The organism is Mesorhizobium sp. M0227 (genome assembly GCF_040321855.1).
Taxonomy (GTDB): domain Bacteria; phylum Pseudomonadota; class Alphaproteobacteria; order Rhizobiales; family Rhizobiaceae; genus Mesorhizobium.
Genome location: NZ_JAMYSJ010000007.1, coordinates 70916 through 94975, shown reverse-complemented (window position 1 = coordinate 94975; position 24060 = coordinate 70916). Strand labels below are relative to the sequence as shown.

Genomic DNA, 24060 nt, shown 5'->3' with positions numbered 1-24060 from the left:
GCGATGAGCGCACAGATATCTTCAGCGCCACCGGGCGCAGTCGACAAGGCGGGCAGAGGTGAGCCGCTGCTGTCCATACGCGGCCTGCGGGTAGGCTTCCGACGGGCAGGCGATCAGTTCGAAGCGGTGCGCGGCATCGACCTCGACGTCGCCAAGGGCGAAGTGGTCGGCATTGTCGGGGAGTCCGGCTCGGGCAAGTCCGTTGGCATGCTCGCCGCGCTCGGCCTGACGTCGAAGAATGCGGTGGTCACCGGTTCGGTCCGCTTCAACGGCGACGAACTGGTCGGCAAATCGTCACGCGAAATGCGCAAGATCAGGGGCGCGCGGATAGCCATGATTTTTCAGGACCCGCTGTCCTCGCTAAACCCGGTGATGACTGTCGGCGCCCAGATCGCCGAGGCGGTCAGGCTGCATCAGCGCGTCACCCGCAAACAGGCCATGGCGCGCGCGGTGGAATTGCTCAATCTGGTGGCGATCCCGCAGCCGGAGCGCCGGGTGAACCAGTATCCGCATGAATTCTCCGGCGGCATGCGCCAGCGCGCGGTCATAGCCATGGCCGTCGCCAACGATCCCGATTTGCTAATCGCCGACGAACCGACCACGGCGCTCGATGTCACGGTGCAGGCGCAGATCCTGTCGGTGCTGCGTTCGCTGCAGGAGCGGCTCGGCCTTGGCCTGGTGCTGATTACCCATGATCTCGGCGTCGTCGCCGGTCATGCCGACCGCGTCGCGGTCGTCTATTCCGGCCGCGTCGTCGAACAGGCTGGCGTGTCCGAGCTGTTCGCCGACCCGCGCCATCCCTACACGCGCGGCCTCATTGCCTCGATCCCCAACCTCGAGGAAAGCCGCGAGCGGCTGTTCTCGATCGACGGTTCGCCGCCCGCACTTGGCCGCTTGCCGGGCGGCTGCGCCTTCCATCCGCGCTGCATCTATGCCGAGGCACGCTGCCGGACCGAGGATCCGCCTTTGCACGATATTGGCGGCCGGTTCTCGGCCTGCCATTTCGCGACGACCTTGCCGCCCTTCCACAGCGCTGCGCTGGTGGCGGCCAGCCTGGACAATGGAAGCGTGAGCCCATGAGCGCAGCGGAGCAAATTCAAGTCGAAACCAAGCCGGCGGCAGCGCTTTCGGTACGCCATCTCGTCAAGGACTTTCCGGTTCGCGGCGGCCTCGTCTTCGACCGTGCCGTTGCCCATGTCCGTGCGGTCGCTGATGTCTCGTTCGACGTAGCCCCCGGCGAAACGCTGGGCCTCGTCGGTGAATCCGGTTGCGGCAAGTCGACCCTCGGGCGCTGCCTGATGCGGCTGATCGAGCCGACCAGCGGCGAAAGCTGGTTCCGGGGCCAGAACCTGCTCGCGCTCAATCACGAAGACATGCGCCTGATGCGGCGCTACATCCAGCTGGTCTTCCAGGATCCGTACGGGTCGCTGCATCCGCGCATGCGCATCGCCGACAACATCGCCGAGCCGCTGCGCATGAGCGACATGTCGGCGGCCGACCGCCGCGCGCGCGTCGCCGAACTGCTCGAACTCGTCCGGCTCAATCCCGATCACGGCAAGCGCTATCCGCACGAGCTGTCCGGCGGCCAGCGCCAGCGTGTGGTCATCGCCCGCGCGCTGGCCCTCAACCCGCAAGTGGTGATCCTCGACGAACCGGTTTCGGCGCTCGACGTTTCGGTGCAGGCTGGCGTGCTCAATTTGCTTAGGGATATTCAGCAATCCTTCGGCACCTCCTATCTGTTCATCGCCCATGATCTGTCCGTCGTGCGCCACATCTCGCACCAGGTCGCGGTGATGTATCTCGGCAAGATCGTCGAGATCGCGCCCGCGGCCGAGCTCTATTCCAGTGCGCTGCATCCCTACACGCAGGCGCTGCTGTCGGCGGTGCCGCTCGCCAATCCCGAGAAGGAGCGCAGGCGCGAGCGCATCGTGCTGACCGGTGACGTGCCGAGCCCGCTCAACCCGCCGTCAGGCTGCCGCTTCCGCACGCGCTGCTTCAAGGCGCAGGCGATCTGCGCTGCCGTCGAACCGCCGCTCGATCCGCCTGGCGGTTCGCATCGGGTCGCCTGTCATTTCCCGGAGCCGGTCAACACTTTAAAGGCTGTCTGACCGGTCCTCACGATTGCTGTACCCACGAAGGATATTATCGTGACTGAAGCCCAAACTGACGATGCCAGCACGGCGGGCCGTGGGCGCCTGCCGCTCGAAGGCATCAAGGTTCTCGATCTTTCGCGCGTGCTGGCCGGTCCGTGGGCGACGATGAGCTTGGCCGATCTCGGCGCCGAAGTCTGGAAGATCGAGAACATCGACGGCGGCGATGACACCAGGGCGTGGTCGGTGCCGAGCTACAAGGGTGTCTCGACCTACTATCTCTGCGCCAATCGCGGCAAGCAGAGCATCGCGCTCGACATGAAGAGCCCGCAGGGGCTGGCCATCGTGCGCGAGCTGGCGGCGAAGGCCGACATCGTCGTCGAGAATTTCCGCTCCGGCACCGCCGATCGCCTTGGCGTTGGTTTCAAGGAGCTCAGTACCTCAAACCCACGGCTGATCTATTGCTCGATCTCCGGTTACGGCCAGACCGGCCCCGATGCCGGACGGCCCGGCTATGATTTCGTCATGCAGGCCGAAAGCGGCCTGATGGCCATCACTGGCGAGAGCAATGGCGAGCCGATGCGTGTCGGCGTCGCCATCACCGACATCGTCTGCGGCATGGTCGCCACGCAGTCGATCCTGGCAGCGCTTTTCGAGCGAACGACGACCGGCAAGGGGCAGTTCCTCGACCTGTCGCTGATCGACTGCGCGCTCAGCCTGCTGATCAATGTCGGCAGCGGTTATCTCAACACCGGCCGAGAGGTCGCCCGATACGGCAATGCCCATCCGACGGTCGTTCCCTATCAGATATTCCAAGCCTCCGATGGCAGCTTTGCGCTGGCGGTCGGCAATGACCGCCAGTTCGCGGCGCTGTGCGAGAAGGTCGTTGATCTGCCACATCTGGCTGGGGATGCGCGCTTCATCAAGGCAGGGGCGCGCGCCACCAACCGCGAGGCGCTGATCCCGCACCTCACCGCCGTCTTCAAGACCAAGCCGCGTGATCACTGGATGTCGGCCTGTGCCGCCGCCAGCGTGCCGGCCGGCACGGTAAAATCGATACCGGAAGTCTTCGATAGTCCCAATGTGCGCGAACGTGGCCTCGTTCAGACCTTGCCGCATCCGCATCTCGGTTCCGTCGCCATGGTGCGCCCGGCGCAGGGACTTGCCGCGCAGTTGACCGCCGACTTCACCGCGCCACCGATGCTGGGCCAGGACACAGCTGCCGTGCTGGCCGACGTGCTCGGCTACAGCGCCGAGACCATCTACCAGTTGGTCGGCACTGGGGCTGTCAGCGTCTATGCGCCTGCCGCCGAACCGATCCCCGCCTGATCTTTCACGGAGCGTGACAGCCCTCGTCGCATTTGTGGGATCGACTGAGTGGTTCTCTACTTCAAGAGCGCGAAGAGCCGTTCCTTGTTTTGGCGCTATTCCCAAGGGAAAGCGCTATGCGGTTTTCCCGGGAAAACCGCTTCACACTTTTCCTGGAATTGCTCGGCCGGTTATTTCTGCTGGCCGTAGCTCTTGTAGCGCCCGCGAATGGCGGCGAGTTCGCTGCCCTCGATGAGCACCGGCGTGCCGGCGCTGCGCGCCAGCAGATATTGCCGCGCCAAGGTTTCGAGCTTGATGGTGCGGATGAGCGCCATGTCGAGATCGCCGCCGAAAGCGATCATGCCATGATTGGCGAGCAGGCAGGCCGACCTGTCCTTGAGCGCGACGACGGCAACCTTGGCCAGGTCGCTTGACGCGAACAGCGCATAGTCCGAACAGCGCACATCATCGCCACCGAAACCCGCGACCATGTAATGGAACAGCGGCAGTCCCTCGCGCAGGCACGATAGCGCCACGCAATGGTCGGGATGGGCATGGACGACGGCGCCGGCCTCGGGAAAGGCCTTGTAGATCTCGGCGTGCATTTCCCATTCGCTCGATGGCCTGAACGCACCGTCCCAGGCTCCATCGAGCTGCATCGCCACCATCTGCTCCGGCCGCAAGGCGCTCGTGGCTATTCCCGTCGGCGTGATCAGCATGCCGGCTGTCGTGCGCACGCTGATGTTTCCGGTGGTGCCGACATTCATCCCACTAGCGTCCAGCGTCTGCGTCGCGGTGATCAGGCTGGCGCGTGCAGTCTCGGTATCCATCACGATGCCTTTCCTGTGGTTGGCCGCATGACAGGTTTTGCCGGTGGCCATATATCGATCGCCGGCGCGACGGTGGTCGCCCGTGTCATGTCTTGCAGGACGTCGGCGAAAATATCCGGGCCGCCGAGCTTTCCCGATTTCAGCATCAGCGCCAGCGGATCGGATGGCAGGTCGGGGAGGTGGGCGATGGCGCGCGACAGTCCCGGGCCCTCATAGGCGCCCATGGCGATCCGGTCGATGCCGAGCGCCTTGACCACCGAACCGGCTGTCTCGCCGCCGGCGACGACGAGCCGGCGGACGCCGAGTTCACGCACCAGAATCTGTGCAATCCCGGCCAGGATCTCTTCCGCCCTTGCTGCCACCACATCGCGGCCGTGCGCCTGCTGCAGCGCTTCGACCGTCGCTTGCGGCGCTGTCGTGGCAATGGCGATCATCGTGCCGGGCAAATGCCGCTGGGCGAAGGCACGCGCTTCGGCCATGACATCGGCGCCGGCGAAGGCGCTGGCAAGATCGATCGTCAGCATTGGATTGTTCTGCGCAAAACGCTCGAGCTGTTCGATGGTGCGATCGGCGACGCTGCCGGCCAGCACCGCCGCTGGGCCGTTTACGGCCGGCAGGCTGGCGGCAACGAGGTCGCCTGAATTCACCAGCCCATGCGCCAGCCAGGCCGGCGGCAGATGCGCCGCGACCGAGGAATTGCCGGTCATCAGCGGCAGGTCGAAGGCGGCTTCCGCGATCGCCGCCAGGTCGCGCTCGCGGACCGTGTCGGTGACCAGCAGCGTCTCGCCGCGCGCACTGTGCTCTCGTATGGCGTTGCGGATCGCCACGGCGCCGGCATCGACAATGAGATAGGGCACCAGCCCTGCCTTGCCCTTGCTCTGCGTCTGCAGCACGCGAACCAGATTGGAATCGGTCATCGGCGTCAGCGGATCGAATCGCTTGGGCGACTCTGCCAGCAACTGGACGCCACCGAACATATGCCCTTGATAAACGGTGCGGCCGGTTTCGCAGAGCGCCGGGGTGAACAGCGTGACGCCGCCGCCAAGCCGCTCGAGCAGCGCCTCGGCGCAAGGGCCGATATTGCCGGCGGGCGTGGAATCGAAGGTAGCGCAGTATTTGAAGAAGATCTGCCGCGCGCCCGCTGCAACCAGCCGGTCCGCGGCCTCCAGCACCTGGCGCACCGCATCGCTGGCCGCGATGACGCGGGTCTTCAGCAGGATCACGTGGGCAAGATTGCCTGATGGGATCGGCGCACTCAGTCCGACCGTGCATCCTGTTGGAATGCCGCGCGCGACCAGCATCGACGCCAGCTCGGTGCCGCCGGTCAGATCGTCGGCAATGGCGCCGAACAGCAGGGAAGGCATCGACCTGGTCATGCTACCCGTCTCATGTCTGCCGGTTTCGGGGCGGCTTGTCTCATGTCGGTGGTCAGGCCATTCGTGGTATCATATACACAGCCCACGCGACGCAGGCGCCGCCTGCGCGACTGCAAGAACGGAGAGCGGATGTGACTGCTTCTATCGCGCCGATCGCGCGCGACAATCTGACGACGCGTGTCTACGAGGAGCTTCGCCGCGCCATGATGGAAGGCCGTTTCTGGCCGGGCCATCGCTTCAAGATCCGCGACCTCGCCGCCAGCCTTCAGGTGTCTGAGACACCAGTGCGCGAGGCGCTGATGCAGCTGGTGCGCGAAAAAGGCCTGGAGATGGAGGCGGGCCGTTCGATCACCGTCGCCCAGTTGTCGCTGGCCCAGTATCTGGAACTGCGGAGCATCCGGCTGCATCTCGAAGGCATGGCGGGTGCCGCGGCAACGACGCGCATCGAGCCGCGCGAGATCGACCGTCTGGCCGCGGTGCATGACAAGCTGATTGCCAACGAGGACAATGGCCGCTGGTTCGAAGCCGTCCGCGACAATTGGGAATTCCATCACTCGATCTACCAGGCGGCGCAAATGCCGGAGTTGCTGGCCATCATCGAGGGCATCTGGCTGCGCAACGGACCGCTGGTGAACTATCAATACCCGCACGCGAGGCCGACCTATGACGGCCGCCACCGGCATCTCGATATTCTCGACGCGCTGCGCGCCCGTGACGAGAACGGCGTGCGCAAGGGCATTCAGCAGGACATGATCGAAGGCGGCCGCCTGTTGGTCAAGGTGCTCGAGCGGCTGAACGACGGTGCGGTCACGCCCGAGGAACTGCGCCGCGCGGCGCAGAACGGCCGACTGGTGTCGGCCGCCGGTTGAACGAACTTTTTCTCCGAACCGCATCGGCGCCGGTCACGCCACCTGCGCCGCGGCAGCCATGCCCGCATCGGCAGCCTGCAGGGCGAGATCTATGTCTTTTGCGGTGTGCGCGGCGCTCAGGAACATGTTGTGCCGTGGATGGAAATAGGCGCCTTCGCGCAAGGCGGCCGAGCAGAAGGCATTGGCCAGCTTGAACTCGGCATCGTCGTCGAACAGCACCATCGGCATCGACACCGGACCGGTCTGGCGCAACGACAGGCCATGCTTCTTCGCTGCCGCGTCGAGGCCTGAGCGCAGCCTGTCGCCGGCTTCGGTCATGCGGGCAATGGCGTCGGTATCGCGCAGCGTGCTGATGGTGGCGATCGCGGCGGCCATGGCGACGGCGCCGTACCAGAACGAACCCGTCACATAGATCTTGGTCGCGGCCTCGCGAAACCGGTCGGTGCCGGTGATGGCGGCCAGCGGATAACCATTGGCGATAGCCTTCGAGAAGGCGGAAAGGTCCGGCCGTACGCCGAGCGGCTCCCAGCTGCCGGCGAGGTCGATGCGGAAGCCGGCCCTGACATCGTCGACGATCAGTGCCGCGTCGGCGGCGGTAATCAGTTCGCGCGCCCGTCTGGCGAAGGCGGCTGTCGGCAATTCCTGATCTCGGGCGATGTCGTGGCGGAAAGCTGTGACGATGACGGCGGCAAGATCGCTGCCGGCCTGCTCGACGGCTGCCTCAAGGCCGGCAACGTCATTGTAGTCGAAATGGATGAGATGGGCGCGGTCCTCGGCGGTGACGCCGGCGAGCGAAGGCGTGCACCACGGCACGGCGCCGTGATAGGAGCCGCGCGCGACCAGCACCTTGCGCCGGCCGGTGCCGGCACGCGCGATTGTCACGCAGGCCGTGGTGGCGTCGGTGCCGTTCTTCTGCAGCATTGCCCAGTCGGCATGCGCGACGGTCTTGACCAGCAACTCCGCCAGCTCGACCAGAACTTCACCCGGGCCGTTCATCGCATCGCCCAGGCGACGTTGCTTCTCGGCTGCCTGTTCGACGGCCTGGTGATGGTGGCCGAGGATGTTGGGCCCCCAACTGCACATCAGGTCGATGTATTCGCGCCCATCGACGTCCCAGACCCGGCAGCCGTCGGCGCGCTCGAAGAACTGCGGATAGGCGGAGCCGAGATAGCGCGTCGCCATGTGTCCCCACATGCCGCCCGGAATGACCGAGGCCGCACGCTCGCGCAGCAACTGGTCCTTGGAGTTGATCAGGGAAGGCATAGCGAGGTCTCCGTACATTGATATATCATATATTGAGTTTGGCGCTGGAAGAACAGGATTTGCTGATCGTCCAGGATGAGAAAACGGGAGGCGTCAGGCCGCCTCCCGCATCTTTCGCTCAGTGGCTGAGTTCCGCCAGCGGCAGGTTGCAGCAGGCGCTGTAGCGCACGCCCTTGACGTCCGACTTGTAGGCCAGGATCAGGTTCGGGCTGATCAGCGGCAGGATGATCCTGTCCTTGATCATCTCCTCGCCGGCCTGGTGCCACAGCTTGGCAGCCTCGTCGCCGCTCGCCGCGAGGGCTGCCTTGTAGATATCCGCTTCCTTTGGGTTGAGCACCGACGGGTCGCGCTCCGCGCCGGCGCGGCGTGCCCACGGGCTGCCCTTGGTCATGGCGAAATAATCGATGTATTGCGAGGTGCCGTAATAGTCCGGCGCGTAGAACACCGCGGTCATCGGGATGCCGTCGCCATTGACGCGTTCGCGCCAGTTGGCGAAGGGGATCGGCTGCAGATCGAGCTTGATGTTGATCTTGGCCAGATCCTGCTGAACCTTCTGCATCAGAAGCGACAGGTCGACGCCGTAGACGTTCATGCCGGGAAACGCCGCTTCCATCTCGAAGCCGTCGGCGTGTCCGGCCTTGGCCAGAAGTTCCTTTGCCTTGGCGACGTCATAGGGCTGCGCCTCGAAGCCCGAACCGCCGGGGAAGCCGAGCGGGATCGGCGCACTGATCAACTGGCCCTCGGAGCCGATGGTGAAGTCGAGGATGCTCGGACGGTCGAGGCCGAGCGAGATCGCCTCGCGCACTTCGGGCGTCAGCGGAACCTTGTTGGCCTTGGCGCCCGGCGACAGCGCTACATAGATGAAGTTGTAGGACGGCACGGTCTCGATCTTCACGTCGCTGCCCGTCATCGTCTTGGCCGTATCCGGGTCGATCTGCATGGCGATGTCGGCGGTGCCGCTCTGCAGCATCTGCGCCTGCGCCACCGCATCCTTGGTCTGGCGGATGACGACTTCGCTCAGCGCCGGCGCCGTGCGCCAGTATTTGTCGTTGCGTGCCAGCCGCAGCTCCGAATTGGGCTCATAGGATTTCAGCACGAACGGCGCGCTGCCGGCCGAATGCGCCAGGAACCAGGCCTCGGCATTGTCTGTCGTCGAGGCTTCCGCATCGGCCTTGGCGCCGGCTTCGGAAGCAACCTTGCTGTTGACGACCGCTGCGTAGGGCGCCGCCGCGATGTTGAGGAATTCGGAGCTCGGCGCGACCATCTTGACGACCACCGTATGCGCGTCCGGGGTCTCGATCGAGGCGACATTGTCCATCAGGAACGAGGCGCTGCCCTTGAGGTTCTTCAGCCGCTCCCAGGACCATTTGACGTCCTTGGCTTCAACCGGCGAACCGTCCGAGAATTTGGCGGCCGGGTCGAGTGTGAAGGTGAAGCTGCTCTGGTCGGCATTGCCTTCCCACTTCGAGGCGAGCAGTGGGATCAGCTTGTTGTCCTTGTCGAGCGTCAGCAGGGATTCATAGACGCTGGAATTGTAGATCTGGCAGGTGTCGCAGAAGGCGCGGTGCGGGTCGAGCGAGTTGAGGTCGATGTTGCGTGCGATGACCAGCGGCTTGCTGTCCTGCGCGAACGTGGCCGGTGCCCAGAAGGCGCTGGTGGCCAGCAGCACGGCTGCCAGCATCGTCGCTCTGGTCTTGCTTCTCGGTAGGATGGTCATGTCAGTTCTCCCATTTTCTTGTCGGATCTTTGTGGCAATGCGTTCGCTCTATCCGCCCACGCCAGTGAGGGATTGAAGCGCGGCCTTGAGCTTTTCAGCGCCGCCCAGTGCGGCGCGGTTGAGCGGGGCCGATACGACGGGAGCAGAAAGGCTTCCCGTCACATGCAGGATCTCGTGATCGAGATAATCGAACACGCGATCCTGAATCTCCTGTGTCAGTCGTCCGCCAAGCGATAGCCCACGCTGCACCTGCTCGATGACGGCCACTCGGTTGGTCTTGCGGATCGAGGCTTCCACCAGCGGCCAGTCGAGCCCGGTCGGGTCGAGGCTGCGCAGGTCGATGATCTCGGCATCGGCGCCGGTCTCCTCGACCACCTGTCTGGCGACGGCAACCATGCTGGCGCTGGTGAGCAGTGTGCAGGCGCTGCCCGGCCTGACTATCTTCGCCTTGCCGAGCCGCACGCAATAGTCGCGGTCGTCCGCAGGCACAGGGCCTTCGCTCGGGAACAGTTCGACATGCTCGATGACGACGACCGGATCGTCGCATTTCAACGCTGAATTCATCAGGCCGATATAGTCGAAGGGCGTCGTCGGCGCGACGATGCGCCAGCCGGGAAACAGGGCGAACAGGCCGGACGGATCACCCGAATGCTGCGAGCCGTAGCCGGTGTGCGGCGAGACGCGCACCCTGACCACGATGGGCACCGGAAAACCGCCGCCGAACATGTGACGCACCTTGCTGACCGCGTTGAACAGCTGGTCGGCGGCAACCAGGCAGAAGTCGCCGAACATGATCTCGACGATCGGCCGCAAGCCGCAAAGCGCCGCACCCAGCGCCACCCCGACAAAACCGTTCTCGGCGATCGGCATCGCCAGCACGCGCTCCGGCCAGCGTTCCAGCGCACCTTTTGTGGCGCCCGAAACGCCGCCGCGCAGCCGGTGCACGTCCTCGCCCATGATGATGATGCGCGGATCCTGCTCCATGGCGCGAGCGATGACCTCGGACGCGGCAACCATGAATTTGACCGGCTTGGTCTCGGCCGGCGGCACGTCCTCGATCTCGAGGAAGCGCTCGCTCTTCAGTTCGGAAAGATCGCCGCGGATCTGGTTGTCGACGTCGCTTGGGTCCGGCCACAGATGATCAGGAATGCGCAGCGCGTTGCCGCTCATTTCGGTCAGCGAATCGGCAGCGGTGTTGACCACCTCCATGACGCGCTGGTCGAGTGTGCCGAGGTCCGAATCGTTCAGGATGCCCATCGTCTTCAGGCGAGCCGCCATGGTGGCAAGCGGGTCGCGCGCTTTCCAGGCGTCCTCTTCGGCCCGCGTGCGGTAGCCGAATTCGCTGCCCGGGCGGGCGCCGCTCTGATGCAGGAAGCGGTAGCAGAGCGCCTCGACCAGCACCGGGCCGCCGTCTTCCTCGATCGTCCGGCGCGCCTCGCGCATGGCGTGATGGACCGCCACCACATCCATGCCGTCGCATTCGATGCCGCGAAAGCCGAGCATAGGTCCGCGCGAGGCCAGCCGCGTCTCGCGCGTCTGCTCATTGATGTGCGTCGAGACGGCATAGAGATTGTTTTCGGCGAAAAAGATCACCGGCAGCCGGTAGAGCGCGGCAATGTTCATTGCCTCGTAGGCCGGCCCTGCCATCATCGTACCGTCGCCGAAGAAGGCGACCGAGATGTTGCCGGTTCCGAGCAGCTTGTCGGCCAGCGCGTAGCCTGCCGCATGCGGCAGGTTGCCACCGATGATGGCGCTGGTGCCAGGAATCCCTGAGCTATCGTCGCGCATATGCATCGAGCCGCCACGGCCGCCGCAATAGCCTGACTTGAGGCCCATGATCTCGGCCATCAGGCCGCGCACCGAGCCCTGCATGTCCGGGTTGAAAGCGTCATGCAGCGGGTCGAATCCGCCGGGCGTCTGCGCGTTGACAAGCTTGGCCAGCACCTGGTGATGGGCGCGGTGGGTGCCGTTGATGCGGTCACCGGTGCCGAGCACGGACATGGCGCCGACCGCCGTCGCCTCCTGGCCGATGCTGGCATGCGCCGGACCATGCACCAGCCCCGCATTGGCGAGATCGAGCACTTTTTCCTCGAAACGGCGGATGAGCAGCATCTGGTGGTACCAGCGCACCAGGCCCGAAACCTCGGCGTCGTTCCAGTCCGAATCGTCAACCTCTAGCCGCAACCAGGGCGCCGATGGCTGGATCGATGTCTGCTGGACCATGTCTATTTCCGTTCTGGTAGATGATATATCAAATATTGTCTCAGTCGATTAGGCCGTTCATTTTTCCTGGGGCACGATGCTGGCTAGAAGGTTTGCACACAAATGGAATTAAATTTCATTTTTGTGAAGAGGCAGAGACTAAGCCGGGACGGCGCGGTTCCGCAAGAGGAATTTTGAGACTGCTAGCAGGCCCCATGTCGGTTCTTCGCCCGACAGATTTTCTAACGCTATTCGATATTGGTATGATATAATCACACCGACATTATAGGAGAAATCATGGCTGCCACCGAAAAGCGCACCTTCAGCCTGCCAACAGAGCAGGCTGCTTTCATCGACCGTCTCGTTGAATCAGGAACCTATGCGACCAGCAGTGAAGTGATCCGCGCCGGGCTTCGTGCCCTGCAAGAGCGCGACGCGGCCGTAGAGCGTTGGCTGCGCGAGGAAGTCGTGCCGACCTATGACAGATGGAAGGCAGACCCTTCCCGAGTTATCCCAGCCAACCAGGCTTTTGACGACATCCGCGCTCACCACGCCGCCCGCTTTAAGAGGGATGTGTGAAGCGCCGGCATATTGTTCTGTTGCCGGAAGCCCTAGCGGACTTAAGATGGATATACGACACCATCGAGATCGCCGCCGGCAACGTCACGGCCATACGCTATATCGAGCGTATCGAAGCCTACTGCCAGGGTCTCGACTACGCCTCGGAGCGCGGAACACGCCGTGACGATCTGCGGCCGGGGCTTCGGGTTGTCGGTTTTGAGCGCCGTGTAACGGTGACCTTTACAGTGGAATCCGACCAAGTGGTGATTTTCCGTGTGTTCTATGGCGGCGCCAATTGGGAGGATGAGCTCTAACCTGCAACGGGAAAAAGCGTAAACCGCCTAGCTGTCCGAACCCCGGCTGTCAGTCGACCAGATGCTGGAAGAACTGCAAAAACAATTCCCGCTCGGTGGTGATGTCGCGCTTCTCGTAGATACGCCGGCGGTGGTTCTTGACCGTGCCGACGGTGATGCCGAGGCGCTCGGCGATGTTCGCCGTCGGGTGGCCGGCGAGGATCAACTGGACCAGCTCCCGCTCGCGCAGCGACAGCTCCGGCCACAGGCTGGCCGGAATGGTCGGCTCCTGCCGGGGCGAGGCGCCGGGGCTGGTCGGTGCCGATGTGCGGGAGAATTCGGTTCCGCGCGCCTTGATGTCGAGCGCATGCAGCGCCTCGAACACCGGCAGCCGCTCGTCCAGCAGGGCGATCTCGCTGTCCTTGAAAGAAGCGGTCGAGCGATCGAGGAAGATGCCGAGGCACCAGTCACCGCCATCGGCCAGCATGATGCCGACCTCGTCGCAGATCTCCGACTGTGCCAGGAAGCCGGCAATGTACTGGCCGCGCTTGGCCTCGTCGTCGGCGAGCCGCTTCAGCGGCATGATGCCCAGCCTTCGCTCGCGCCGCCACGAGGCATAGAACGGGTCGAAGACGTAGTAGTTGTCGAGATAGCGCCGGACCATTTCATCCGAGAAGCGCCGGTGCTTGACGAATTCCGGCGTCTGCGTCGCCGAATAGCGCGTCACCGTGACGAGGTCGTGCTCGATGTCGGCGCCGATCAGGTCGATCAGGCAGTCGACATGCCTGTCGGTGCCGGTGGCGGCGATCGCTTTGGCGAGCGGCGCCCAGATATTGTCCATGCGCATGCCCTTTTCTCGGCGATGTCAGCCCAGCCGTCATTGTGTCTTTAGGCATATGGCGCGAAGCCGCCTGTCGAATCTAGCCTGGCGTCAACCTAGACCAGATCCCGAGGCGACCGTGACCCAACCCAATCTCACCGCCCCCATCGTCGGCAATCCAATTGTCATCGGCATCGACGCCGGCGGCACCATGACCGACACGATCCTTGTCGATCAGGACGGCCACTTCAAGATCGGCAAGTCGGCGACCACGCCGAAGAACGAAGCCGAGGGCTTCCTCGCGTCTGCTGAGGACGCGGCGGATGCCTGGGGCATCTCGCTGGAATCACTGTTTTCCGGCGTCAATGTCGTGCTCTATTCCGGCACCGGCATGCTCAACACGCTGTTGTCGCGCACCGGCCGCCGGCTCGGCCTGATCACCACCAAGGGCCTCGAGGACATGATCCTGATGGGCCGCGGACTGCAGGCCTGGGCCGACTATTCCTATGCCGACCGGCTGCATGCGGTCACCCATCATCATCCCGATCCGCTGGTGCCGCGCCGCCGCACGCATGGCGTCACCGAGCGCATCGACCAGTTCGGCGACATCGTGCTGCCGCTCTACGAACACGAGGTCTCCATCGCCGCCAAAAAACTGATCGCCGACAAGGTCGAAGCGATCTGCATCATGACCATCTTCTCGCACGTCAATCCCGTGCACGAGAAGCGCATCGCCGAGATTTGCCGCGAAGAGGTGGAGGAGGCCGGCGCTGACATCATCGTCTACACCAGCCACGAGGTTCGTCCGGTCATCCGTGAGCAGTCACGGCTGAACTCGGTGCTGATCGAGGCCTACGCGACTTCGCGTGGCCGCAAGCAACTTAGGGGTATCGAGGACGTCTCGAAGAAATACGGCTTCAAGTATGGCGTGCAGACGCTGCTCTCCTTCGGCGGCCTGACCTCGATCAACCATCCGCGCCTGCATGAAACCATGATCTCCGGCCCGATCGGCGGCATTCTGGGCGCTGCCTATGTCGGCAAGCTGATCGGCAACGACTCACTGATCTGCTCGGATATGGGCGGCACCTCTTTCGACATGGGCGTCATCACGCGCGGCCAGACCCGGATCGAGAACGAGCCGCTGATGGACCGTTTCAAGCTCAACGTGCCGACGTTGCATCTCGACACGATCGGCGCCGGCGCCGGCATGATCCTCAAGGTCGACCCGCTGACCAAGAAAGTTTCGCTCGGGCCTGAAAGTGCGGGCGCCGATCCGGGTCCGATCTGCTTCGCCAGGGGCGGCACCGAGCCGACCATCGCCGACTGCGACGCCATTCTCGGCCGCCTCAACCCACACTATTTCCTGGGCGGGAAGGTCGTGCTGCAGGTCGAAAAGGCCCGCCGCGCCTTCCAGGAGAAATGCTCCGACATCCTTGGCGTCGGGCTGGAGGAAGCCGCCGAAGGCATGATCGACATGCTGGAGTCCGATGCCAACAACGCGCTGCGCCGGGTCATTTCCGGGCAAGGCATCCACCCCTCGGAATTCACACTGCTGTCCTATGGCGGCTCCGGCCCGTTGCATCTGGCCGGCTGCTCCAGGGGCATCGGCTTCAAGGACATCATCACCTTCCAGTTTGCGGCCGCCTTCTCCGCCTTCGGCTGCACCACGGCCGATTTCATGCGGCGTCATTCCGTCTCCACCCAGCACGACATCCCGTCACGTGCCGACGAGGCTACGCTGGCCGCCTTCGGCGCCAAGGTCACCACTGTCTGGGACGACCTGACCAGGGCCGCGGTCGACGAGATGATCGCCGACGGCCATGCCAGGGAGAAGATCAGGACCGTGCCGTTCCTGATGATGCGCTACACCGGCCAGCTCGAGGACGTCGAGGTCATGGCGCCGCTTGCCAAGGTCGATTCGGCCGACGACATGCGTAGGGTTATCGACGAGTTCGAGGCGGTCTATGCCAAGGTCAACCATCGCGTGTCGCGCTATGGCGAGGCCGGCTTCACCATCACCGAACTCGGGCTGATCGCCACCGCCGACAAGGTCAAGCCGGTGCTGTTCAAGCGACCGCTCGGCAAGTCGGATCCGGCAGCCGCCCACAAGGGTGTGCGCGAGGCCTATATTGGCGGGCGCTGGCACAAGGCCAATCTCTACGAGATGGACCTTTTGCAGCCAGGCCACGAAGTCATCGGCCCGGCCATCATCGAACATCCCGCCACCACGCTCGTCGTTCATCCGCAGGACCGCATCCACGTCGATGAATGGACGCTGCTGCACTATACCCACGCTTGAGAGGGCGACCGCCATGTTGGACAAACCTGCCTCGGCCCTGCGCCTTCGCGAAAGACTGCTCGATTCCGAGCGGCTGATGGAGGAAACCGGCTGCTATGACGGCATCACGGAACTCACGCTGCGCAACCAGGATCCGCTGAAATTCGAGACGCTGCACACCAAGCTGCGCGCCTATTGCGTCTCGGCACGCGAAATGGCCCGCCGCATCTCGGCTTCCCCCGGCGTGCGAGAGGTCGGCGAAATGGTGGTCGCCATCTACACGCCCGAGGGCGACGCCATTGCGCTCTCCAACGGCATCATGGTGCATGTCCATACGATGAGCCGCTTCATCAAATGGATGATCAAAAACGGCTACGAGGACAACCCTCGCATCCGCGAAGGCGACATCTTCGCCAACAACGATGCCTTCATAGGCACCGTGCAGGTGCCCGACGTCATGGACGTCGTGCCGATCTTCCATGAAGGCACGCTGGTCGGCTGGGCCGGCGCTGTCTGCCACGAGCTGGAAGCCGGCGGCATCACGCCGGGCGGCGACGTGTGTCTGGCGCAGGAGCGCTTCACCGAGGGTCTGTTCGTCTGCGCCGAGAAGATCGGCGAGAATGACGAGATCCGCCGCGACTACGTCATCCGCTGCGAACGTAATCTGCGCATGCCGATCTACTGGGTGCTGGACGAAAAGGCCAAGGTCGCCTCCTGCATCGACATGCGCGAAAGCGTCAAGCAGCTGATCTCGGAGATCGGCCTAGACTACTGGATGAAGGTCTCGAAGGAGTTCATCGAGGAAGGCCGCCGCGCCCAGCTCGCCCGCACCCGCCAGCTTACCGTGCCCGGCATCTATCGCGGCCACACTTTTTACGGCCATGTCACGGCGGGAAAGCCCGGCTTCCAGCTGCTCGGCGATCCCGACTGGCTCTATAATATCCCGATCGAGATGGAGATCACCACCGACGGCAAGATCACCATGGACTTCGAGGGCACGCAGCCCTGGGGCTACCATTCGATGAACTGCACGCCGGCCGGCATGGATGGCGGCATGTTCGTGACGCTGACCCAGCACATGAATTTCGAAGGGCTGGTCAATGACGGCGCCTGGATGGCAACCGAACTGAAACTGCCGCACGGCACCTGGACCAACCCCGACAACGAGATGGTGGCGACCGCCACCTCGTGGGCGCTGCTGCTGCCAGCCTATGGCGTCTTCCAGCGCCTGCTGTCGCGCGGCTTCATCGCCCGCGGCTTCGTCGAGGAGGCCTTTGTCGGCCAGGTCAACAGTCCTATGATCGAAATGGGTGGCGAGAGCCAGTACGGCACGCCGTTCGGCATGGCCCATTTTGAATGCGCCGCCGCCGGCTCCGGCGCGCTCGCCATCAAGGATGGTCTCGACACCGCCTATGTCGGCTGGAACCCGGAATCCGACATGGGCAACATCGAGGTCTGGGAACAGTCGATGCCGATGGTCTATATCGGCCGCTCGATCGTGCCGAATTCCGGCGGTGCCGGCAAATATCGCGGCGGCTGTTCCTTCGTCTCGACCTGGCTGATCAACAAGACCTCGCATCTGCGGCTCCACACCTCCGAGCACTCCTCGCGTGTGTTCGACAACGCCGGCATGTGCGGCGGCTATCCGGCGCCGACCTGCCAGAAGCATCGCGCGGTGCGCAACTCAGACATTCACGAACTCGCCGCAAAAGGCGAACCGCTGGCGCATGCGCCCGGCATCGATCCGCATGTCTCCGACTACGAGCGGAACATCGGTGGCGACCATGTCGTGGTCGAGGGCCCCTACATCACCTCGCCGCACAAGTCCGGCGACATCTTCAGCCATTCTTACAATGGCGGCGGCGGTTACGGCGACGTTCTGGAGCGCGATCCGATCAAGACGGCCTGGGATGTCGAGAACGGCTTTCTCACCCGGCAAGCGGCGGACCAGGTGTTCGGCATCGTGCTGAAGGACGATGAGGACGGTTATCCCATCGCCGATATCGACGCCACGGTCGAGCGCCGCGCCGCCATGCGCAAGCAGCGTCTGGCGAAAGCAGTACCGGTGGCGGATTGGATCGCCAAGGAGCGCGGCCGCGTCAAAAAGGCCGATTTCGCCCCCGAGGTGAAGAAAATGTACGCCAGCGCGATCAAGCTGTCGCCGCGCTTCACCAGCGAATTCAGCGAGTTCTGGAACGTCGATGCCAGATCGATCTTCATGCCGGGAGCAAAACCATGACCTCGTACAGCAAGGAAGTCCTGGGCGATCTGGCCGCAGGCAAGCTGCCCTGGCCACAGACAAGGCGGATCATGAGTGCCTACAAGGACGATGACCGTTTCTTCAAGATGGTTGCCGTCTATCAGGATCGCGTTGCCTGGAAGGACCCGATCCTGCTGCCGGTCTCGGACCATCTGTTCATCTGCCAGAGCGGCGATGAGCGCATAACCCGCTGCGAATGCGGCCACTCCTTCGGCGACTATCGCAAGAACTGGAAGCTCAAGGCTGCGATCAACGTGCGCAACACCGAGGAGGCGCTGCGCGAAATCTATCCCAACAGTGATCTCCCCGATCCCGAATGGATGGAAATCCGCGAGTTCATCTGTCCTGAGTGCGGCACGCTGCACGAGGTGGAAGCGGCGGCACCTGGTTATCCCATAGTCCACGATTTCGAGCCCGACCTCGAAGGCTTCTATCGCGAATGGCTGGGCAAACCGCTTGCGCCGGTGTGATTGCCAAATCCGGTCAGGCCTGATTGCCTGTCCGGAACGCAGCGGAGACCGTGCGCCATGAAGAACCTTTCCGGCCGCAGTGCCATCGTCACCGGCGGTTTCTCGGGCATGGGCTTTGCCATTGCCACGGCTTTGGCTGAAGCCGGCGCCAATGTCGCCGTCGGCTCCTACATCGCGCCGTCCGGCGCCGACAGGTCCGACGCCGCTTACTATCCCGGCGCGGACGAAATCGAGCGCGTGCATGCGGCCCTTGCCGCCCACGGAACGAGGGTTCACGCCGCTCATCTCGACGTGCGCGACAGCGACGTCACCAATCGGTTCGCGGCTGACGCCGAGGCGGCAATCGGCCCCGCCGACATCCTGGTCAATGCCGCTGGGACGACCGCGGAGCAGCCGGTCTGCGGTCATCCCGATGCGTTATGGGACAAGATCGTCGATACCAACCTGACGGGCGCCTTCCGCGTCACGCGTGCGGTACTGCCGGGCATGATCGAACGCGGCTGGGGCCGCATCGTCAACATCGGCTCAACCGCCGCCTCGGTCGGCTGGAAGGACAACCCAGCCTACTGCGCGTCCAAGGCCGGCCTTCTCGGCCTCACACGCTGCGCGGCGCTGGAAGGGGCAGCGCATGGCGTCACCTGTGTCATGATCAGCCCGACCTGGGTCGAGACCGAACTGATGCGTCGCAATGTGGCGCAGGTCGTCGAGCGCGAAGGCAAGGGGCGCACCACTGAGGAAGCGATGGCCGAGATCGCCAAAGGCAACCCGCAGCAGCGCATGCTGCAGCCGCAGGAGATTGCGGCTCTGGCGGTATTCCTGTGCTCGGATCTCGCCAAGGGCATCACCATGGAGAACATCCAGATCACCGGCAGAGCGCTTTGGTAGCGTCTCGGACGCGCAACCAGCTGATCTCTCCGCAGATGCCTCGCTGTAAGACAAGGTGACCGGATTTGCCATTGAGCGCCGGGCGCAATAGGTTATATTGCACTGCACAATGGAGACGCCGTTTATTGCACGCCCATATTTGCGAAGATTCCGGCCGGCTCATGGCTTGCCGGCCCTGGGTCGTGTCGGCGAGACTCTGAGATGAAGATTCCAAAGTCCCTGCTGATCGATCCCGAGAAGAATTCGGTCTATGGCGCCTTTGCCGTAGTCGTCTCGATCTGGGCGTTTTCCTATTCGGTCATTTTCGGCCAGGTGCTGATCCTGGCCTACTATGCGGTCTGGCTTCCGCTCATCCTGGTCGACTACCGGCGGTTTTTGCGACATCTGTCCAGCGCCTGGCTGCCGCTGCTGTTTGCGGCCTATGTCTGCTTCTCGGTTTTCTGGTCGCAGGCTCCCGGCGTCACCGCAAGGACGTCGGTCCAGTATTTTTCCCATATTGCCTGCGCCTACATAGCTGCGCGCACCGTCAGCGTGCGCACGTTGACCATAGGGGCGCTGGTCGGGATATTCGTCGTCCTTCTCTATTCTGTGAAGGTCGGGAATTATTCCGAGGATGTCCTCGACGGCACCGTGAACTTCGTCGGCGCCTTCGCCTCCAAGAATCAGATCGGCTTTGTCGGCTCGCTTGGCATCTATTTCTGCGTTGTCTTCCTTGCGTTCTACAGACGCGGCCGGCTGAGCTTCATACTGGCGGTGCCCGTCGTGCTGCTGTCGGCCTATGTACTGGTCGCCTCGCATTCCGCCACCTCGATGGCCTCGATACCCGCGGTTCTGGCGCTGGTGGCGCTTCTTGCGATGAGCAAACTTCTGTCACGCCGCTATCGCCGGGTCATCTTCCTGATCGGCGCCGGCCTGCTGGTCGTGACGGCCTTCGTCGCCTTGAATCTCGGGCTGATGGACTTCGTCCTCGGCCTCTTCGGCAAGGATTCGACGCTCACCGGGCGAACCTATCTTTGGGAACAAGGCTGGAACACGGTGCAGAAATCGCCGATTCTCGGCGTCGGCTATGCCGCCTATTGGGTGCAGGGCTTCGCTGAAGCCGAGCGGCTGTGGAACGAATTCTACATCACCACCCGCACCGGCTTTCACTTCCACAACACCTACATCGAGGCCCTCGTCGAACTCGGCTTCGTCGGAGCGACGCTGGTGTCGCTGATCATGCTGCGCACGCTCTACGGCCACGTCTCGGCGGTGATCTTCAAGGCATGGCAGGCGGACTCGGTGATCCTTTTCGGCGTGATGGTGCTGCTGCTGATCCGCTCCTTCGTCGAGGTCGAGATTCTCAACCCCTACATCATGGGTTCTTTCCTGATGTATTTCAGCTTCTTCAAGCTGGCGCGGCTGCCCGTTACCCGCAGGCGGCGGTCGCCGCGTCCCGAGCCGGCTGACGCGGCCGGGGGCGAGGCTGACTGGCCTCGGCATGCCCGCCGTCCGGCGGTCGCCGATCAGGCGTGAGCTATCGTCTCGGGACCTGAAGTCGCGTCAATACAAATTCCCCTGATCGAAGGCTCAAGCAGGCCGGGCGCGAGGCGGGAAATCCATGCCTCCGCGAAATAGACTGAAACGCTGGATTGTCAGACTCGCGTGCTCCGAGCGACCAGGACGTCCGGCGCGCAGCTGTTACTGTCCAAAAGCCGTGCTCCAGAAGCGCCAGGGCGTCCGGCCGGCACTTCCAGTTACGGCGCCGCGAAAACCAATCTCAGAACGTGCAAATGCGAATATCCGCGGACCATCCGCTCACAGAAGGCGACGAGCGTATGAAGCGGTTCTGCATTTCTGTAAAATGATGAACCGCTCAGCGCTTAGCAAGTCTACTGGCTGGCCAGCGGCGCCAGCTTGACCTTGATCACATCGCCAGGCAGCACCGGGGTTTCTTCCTTGGCGGCTATCTCGGTGGTCTTGCCATCGAGATTGCGCACCAGTGAATAGAGCAGGGTAGGTTGCTGATCGTTTGTTATAGCGGCCGCCATCGCGGGATCGCTGGCCTGGGCTATCAGGCCTTTCTGCATGTTCACCTTCAACGCGGCCTCGTTCAGGTCGGCTTCGGTCTGCTGCCGGTCAGTGGCGAGACTTGAACTCAAGGTGTTCTGGGCATCGATAGCATCCTGCTTCGCCTTGCTGATCGCCTGCTTGGCGGTGAGGATGGCGGTTTCGTAGTCCAGGATCTTGCCCTGCAGGTCGGCCACGGACTGGCGCGAATCCAGCAGACGGGCATTGGCGATCAGGCCCTTTTGCGCCAGCGGACCGATGCTGGCGAGTTGCTGCTGCGCCAGGTCGACCTGCTGCTGCTGATTGACGATCTTCTTCTGCAGCGATTCGATCTCGGACTCCAAGACACCTTTCAGATCGTCGAGCGCCTCGAGTTTCAGCTTCAGCGCCTTTTGGTCGGCCGTCAGGATCGTCATCTCGTCCGCGACGATGGCTGGCAGCCTTGGATCGCCCTCGACTTCCTTAGGCACGTCGAAACTCGCCTTGCCGGCCATGTCCGCATCGATGCGGGCGCGCCTGACGATCAGTCGAATGCGCTGGTCGTCGGAGATGTCGAACATGCCCTTGGCGGTGACAAGGTCCTTGCCGAGCTGGGGGCCGTAATCGGCGTTGCGCCTGATGCCGCCCGCGACGCTGATCGCCTTCAACACCGTCAGGTCTGGGACATAAGGAAATTGACCTGGGTTCTGGACTTCGCCCGAAATGTAGAATGGCCTGAACTGCGCCATCTCGACCGAGGCTTCCGGTCGGTCTGACAAAGCGAGCTTTTTCTGCAAAGCCTCGCCAATCGCCGCCGCGATTTCGGACGTGGTCTTGCCGGATGCCGGCAACTCGCCGGCGAACGGCACCGACAGCGTACCGGATGGACCGACCGTGTACTCGCCATTCACCGCCGACCAGTCACGAAATGTGCCTTCGACGGTCTGCCATTCGGCGACGCGGATGGTGAGCTTGTCTTGCGAGCCGAGGCGATAGTCGCCGGCGGCGGCGATATGCGGGACGACGAGCGCCATGGCAAGGCATGTGGCCAGCAAACGCGCCCGCCGCAGCCGGCCGGAATCCGGGCCGCTGCGAAAGGCTTCGAACAAATCTGTTTTCAACTCAACGTTCCGATCCGCTATAGCCCCATCGCCCGATGAGCTTGCGTCGAATGGCCGATGCCAATGTTTGGCACTGGCCACCGGCCGGTCAGTAAGAACCGCGCGACATCCAGACGGCCGGGACGGTCTTGATGATGATGCGAACGTCCTCGAACAGCGACCAGTTCTCGACATAGTGGCGATCGAAGGCGACGCGGCTGTCATAGGACACATCGTTGCGGCCGCTGACTTGCCACAGGCCAGTCAGGCCCGGGCGGGATTTCAGATAATAAACGGCGGACGTGCCATAGATCTCCAGCTCGTCGCGCACGACCGGACGAGGGCCGACAAGGCTCATGTCGCCCTGCAGGATGTTGATGATCTGCGGCAGCTCGTCTAGGCTGAGTTTCCTCAGCACTGCTCCGACACGGGTAACGCGCGGATCGTTCTTCAGCTTGCGGGTGGCGATCCATTCCGCGTTGGCGTCCGGGTTGGTGGCGAGATAGGTTGCCAATACCCTGTCGCCGTCCGGAACCATGGTGCGGAACTTCAGGCAAGGAAAAATCCGCCCGCCGCGTCCAATTCGCCTGTGACCGTAGAAAATCGAGCCGCCGTCGGAAAACTTGACCAGCAGCGCTATCATGACAAACAGCGGGCTGAGTGCGATCAATCCAATCAGTGAACCGGCGATATCGAAGCTGCGTTTGAGCAAGCCGCCGATCGGTGGCGGAAAATCGATGTCAGCCTGCGAAAAGCTCGCCGTGGCCGACTTGGCAACGTCCCTCATGCCGTAAACTCCATGCGTTGAACGAATGGTTCAGCGCACGATACCAAAAAAATGTTGCAGCGCAACACACAATTTACCACCCCATTGAAATAGTCACGTCATGAATTGACTAAATAATAAGCTTGTCATGCACAAATTTCGGCGTATTTAGCACATTTGTGACAATAAATGGGCACGGCCGAAAAAATAGGGGCCTTTGTGGGGCCGTTTTTAGGCAGACCTACCTATCTGTCAAGGCAAGCTGCAAACTAGTGCTTTATCCTGCCCTAATGCATGGTGAAAACCGTATAAAATACTACTTAATATTGTCTATCTTACTGAAAATGCCGAGGAGAGCAGATCGGCTTAGCTCCCGTCGCGTGCATTGCAGCATGGCAGAGTCGATCGCAAAAGCTCGATCAAAAATATCCGAAGTTGCCCTTGCCGCCTATTGCTCGCCTTAATAGAATTGCAAATTATACCTGTCACGGTGACGACAGGTGGAAAAGGCCGGAAGCAACCGGTCGAGAGTGGGCGACCTTAACAAGCCCACATGACAAGGGACGGCGCTCGGGTGGGGCAATCGTGATAAATACCCGAGCCGGTTTATGGGCTGTTGGGCATGGCACTTCCAAAATTCATCCTCGGGATGATTTTCGCTCTGGCGATCGTCGTCGGCTGGTCCTGGCTGGGCGGTGCGTCGATAGGCACGATATTGGTGCGCGTCATCATCTGCGCCGTGATCATTCAGGCCGGCTATTTCGTGCTCATCTACACCATGATCGCCAGGAGCGCTCCGACGCCTGCCGACATAGCCCGTGACGCCGAGCGCAAACTGAACGCACCAGAGGTCGCCGAAAGCGAGAAGCTGGGCGGTGCCAGGCGCGGCCTGCATTGATGCAGATTGCTCAAACCTGCCCCCGGTTTGGAGGCATGCTTCGAAA

The 24060-nt window shown here is 62.9% G+C and carries 20 protein-coding genes; 12 read left to right on the top strand and 8 right to left on the bottom strand.

Annotated features, from left to right (window positions below):
• Positions 1-3: 3 nt before the first annotated feature.
• Genes NKJ00_RS12105 through NKJ00_RS12095 form a run of 3 tightly spaced genes read left to right on the top strand, consistent with a single transcriptional unit; the run spans position 4 to position 3419 of the window.
• Complete coding sequence (locus tag NKJ00_RS12105; protein ID WP_352551177.1) at positions 4-1080, top strand: ABC transporter ATP-binding protein; 1077 nt, start codon at positions 4-6, stop codon at positions 1078-1080.
• Positions 1077-2108, top strand: coding sequence for an ABC transporter ATP-binding protein (locus NKJ00_RS12100; RefSeq protein ID WP_352612468.1), 1032 nt, complete (start codon positions 1077-1079; stop codon positions 2106-2108). Before NKJ00_RS12105 ends, NKJ00_RS12100 begins: the two co-directional genes overlap by 4 nt.
• Positions 2109-2147: 39 nt before the next feature.
• Positions 2148-3419 (top strand): CaiB/BaiF CoA transferase family protein, encoded by a 1272-nt coding sequence (locus tag NKJ00_RS12095; protein WP_352612470.1) that lies wholly within the window; start codon positions 2148-2150, stop codon positions 3417-3419.
• Positions 3420-3589: 170 nt separating this feature from the next.
• Here the strand turns inward: NKJ00_RS12095 and NKJ00_RS12090 are convergent, their stop codons facing one another.
• Positions 3590-4228 carry a class II aldolase/adducin family protein gene (locus NKJ00_RS12090; RefSeq protein ID WP_352551171.1) on the bottom strand — a complete coding sequence of 213 codons (639 nt, stop codon included), beginning with the start codon at positions 4226-4228 and terminating at the stop codon, positions 3590-3592.
• A complete protein-coding gene (gene otnK, locus NKJ00_RS12085) occupies positions 4228-5604 on the bottom strand; it encodes a 3-oxo-tetronate kinase (protein ID WP_352612472.1) in 1377 nt (458 codons plus the stop codon). Before otnK ends, NKJ00_RS12090 begins: the two co-directional genes overlap by 1 nt.
• A gap of 131 nt (positions 5605-5735) precedes the next feature.
• Here otnK and NKJ00_RS12080 point away from each other — a divergent pair, with 131 nt between their 5' ends.
• The gene (locus NKJ00_RS12080) at positions 5736-6473 is read left to right on the top strand and encodes a GntR family transcriptional regulator (protein ID WP_127289852.1); all 738 of its coding nucleotides are present in this window, start codon (positions 5736-5738) and stop codon (positions 6471-6473) included.
• A 33-nt stretch (positions 6474-6506) separates the two neighbouring features.
• Here the strand turns inward: NKJ00_RS12080 and NKJ00_RS12075 are convergent, their stop codons facing one another.
• The 3 genes from NKJ00_RS12075 to NKJ00_RS12065 all read right to left on the bottom strand — a co-directional run bounded on the left by NKJ00_RS12075 (position 6507) and on the right by NKJ00_RS12065 (position 11676).
• Entirely contained in the window at positions 6507-7736 is a 1230-nt protein-coding gene (locus NKJ00_RS12075) for an aminotransferase class III-fold pyridoxal phosphate-dependent enzyme (protein WP_352612473.1), read from the bottom strand.
• A gap of 118 nt (positions 7737-7854) precedes the next feature.
• Positions 7855-9417 carry an ABC transporter substrate-binding protein gene (locus NKJ00_RS12070; protein ID WP_164892841.1) on the bottom strand — a complete coding sequence of 521 codons (1563 nt, stop codon included), beginning with the start codon at positions 9415-9417 and terminating at the stop codon, positions 7855-7857.
• An 84-nt stretch (positions 9418-9501) separates the two neighbouring features.
• Positions 9502-11676: an alpha-ketoacid dehydrogenase subunit alpha/beta gene (locus NKJ00_RS12065; RefSeq protein ID WP_352612475.1), complete on the bottom strand. Its 2175-nt coding sequence runs from the start codon at positions 11674-11676 to the stop codon at positions 9502-9504.
• Between the two features lie 276 nt (positions 11677-11952).
• On the opposite strand from NKJ00_RS12065, the gene NKJ00_RS12060 reads away from it, so the two are divergent.
• On the top strand, positions 11953-12234 hold the full coding sequence (locus NKJ00_RS12060; protein WP_023811572.1) for a type II toxin-antitoxin system ParD family antitoxin: 282 nt from the start codon (positions 11953-11955) through the stop codon (positions 12232-12234).
• 20 nt (positions 12235-12254) lie between these two features.
• Entirely contained in the window at positions 12255-12530 is a 276-nt protein-coding gene (locus NKJ00_RS12055) for a type II toxin-antitoxin system RelE/ParE family toxin (protein WP_348625591.1), read from the top strand.
• A gap of 49 nt (positions 12531-12579) precedes the next feature.
• Here NKJ00_RS12055 and NKJ00_RS12050 read toward each other — a convergent pair whose 3' ends face one another.
• Complete coding sequence (locus NKJ00_RS12050) at positions 12580-13356, bottom strand: helix-turn-helix transcriptional regulator (RefSeq protein ID WP_352612477.1); 777 nt, start codon at positions 13354-13356, stop codon at positions 12580-12582.
• A 112-nt stretch (positions 13357-13468) separates the two neighbouring features.
• On the opposite strand from NKJ00_RS12050, the gene NKJ00_RS12045 reads away from it, so the two are divergent.
• The 5 genes from NKJ00_RS12045 (at position 13469) to NKJ00_RS12025 (ending at position 20737) form a co-directional block, all read left to right on the top strand.
• Positions 13469-15628 carry a hydantoinase/oxoprolinase family protein gene (locus NKJ00_RS12045; RefSeq protein ID WP_352612479.1) on the top strand — a complete coding sequence of 720 codons (2160 nt, stop codon included), beginning with the start codon at positions 13469-13471 and terminating at the stop codon, positions 15626-15628.
• 13 nt (positions 15629-15641) lie between these two features.
• Positions 15642-17846: a hydantoinase B/oxoprolinase family protein gene (locus NKJ00_RS12040; protein ID WP_352612481.1), complete on the top strand. Its 2205-nt coding sequence runs from the start codon at positions 15642-15644 to the stop codon at positions 17844-17846.
• Positions 17843-18337 (top strand): acetone carboxylase subunit gamma, encoded by a 495-nt coding sequence (locus NKJ00_RS12035; RefSeq protein ID WP_352551160.1) that lies wholly within the window; start codon positions 17843-17845, stop codon positions 18335-18337. Before NKJ00_RS12040 ends, NKJ00_RS12035 begins: the two co-directional genes overlap by 4 nt.
• 57 nt (positions 18338-18394) lie before the next feature.
• Entirely contained in the window at positions 18395-19222 is an 828-nt protein-coding gene (locus NKJ00_RS12030; RefSeq protein WP_352629836.1) for an SDR family NAD(P)-dependent oxidoreductase, read from the top strand.
• Between the two features lie 201 nt (positions 19223-19423).
• Entirely contained in the window at positions 19424-20737 is a 1314-nt protein-coding gene (locus tag NKJ00_RS12025; RefSeq protein WP_023811579.1) for an O-antigen ligase family protein, read from the top strand.
• A 356-nt stretch (positions 20738-21093) separates the two neighbouring features.
• On the opposite strand, the gene NKJ00_RS12020 is transcribed toward NKJ00_RS12025, so the two are convergent.
• Together NKJ00_RS12020 and NKJ00_RS12015 are read right to left on the bottom strand one after the other, a co-directional pair.
• Positions 21094-22359, bottom strand: a complete 1266-nt coding sequence (locus tag NKJ00_RS12020; RefSeq protein ID WP_164892842.1) for a polysaccharide biosynthesis/export family protein — start codon at positions 22357-22359, stop codon at positions 21094-21096.
• Positions 22360-22459: 100 nt separating this feature from the next.
• Entirely contained in the window at positions 22460-23137 is a 678-nt protein-coding gene (locus tag NKJ00_RS12015) for a sugar transferase (protein WP_023811581.1), read from the bottom strand.
• Between the two features lie 601 nt (positions 23138-23738).
• Between NKJ00_RS12015 and NKJ00_RS12010 the strand changes: the two genes are divergently transcribed.
• On the top strand, positions 23739-24014 hold the full coding sequence (locus NKJ00_RS12010) for an exopolysaccharide production repressor protein (RefSeq protein ID WP_023811582.1): 276 nt from the start codon (positions 23739-23741) through the stop codon (positions 24012-24014).
• Positions 24015-24060: the final 46 nt, after the last annotated feature.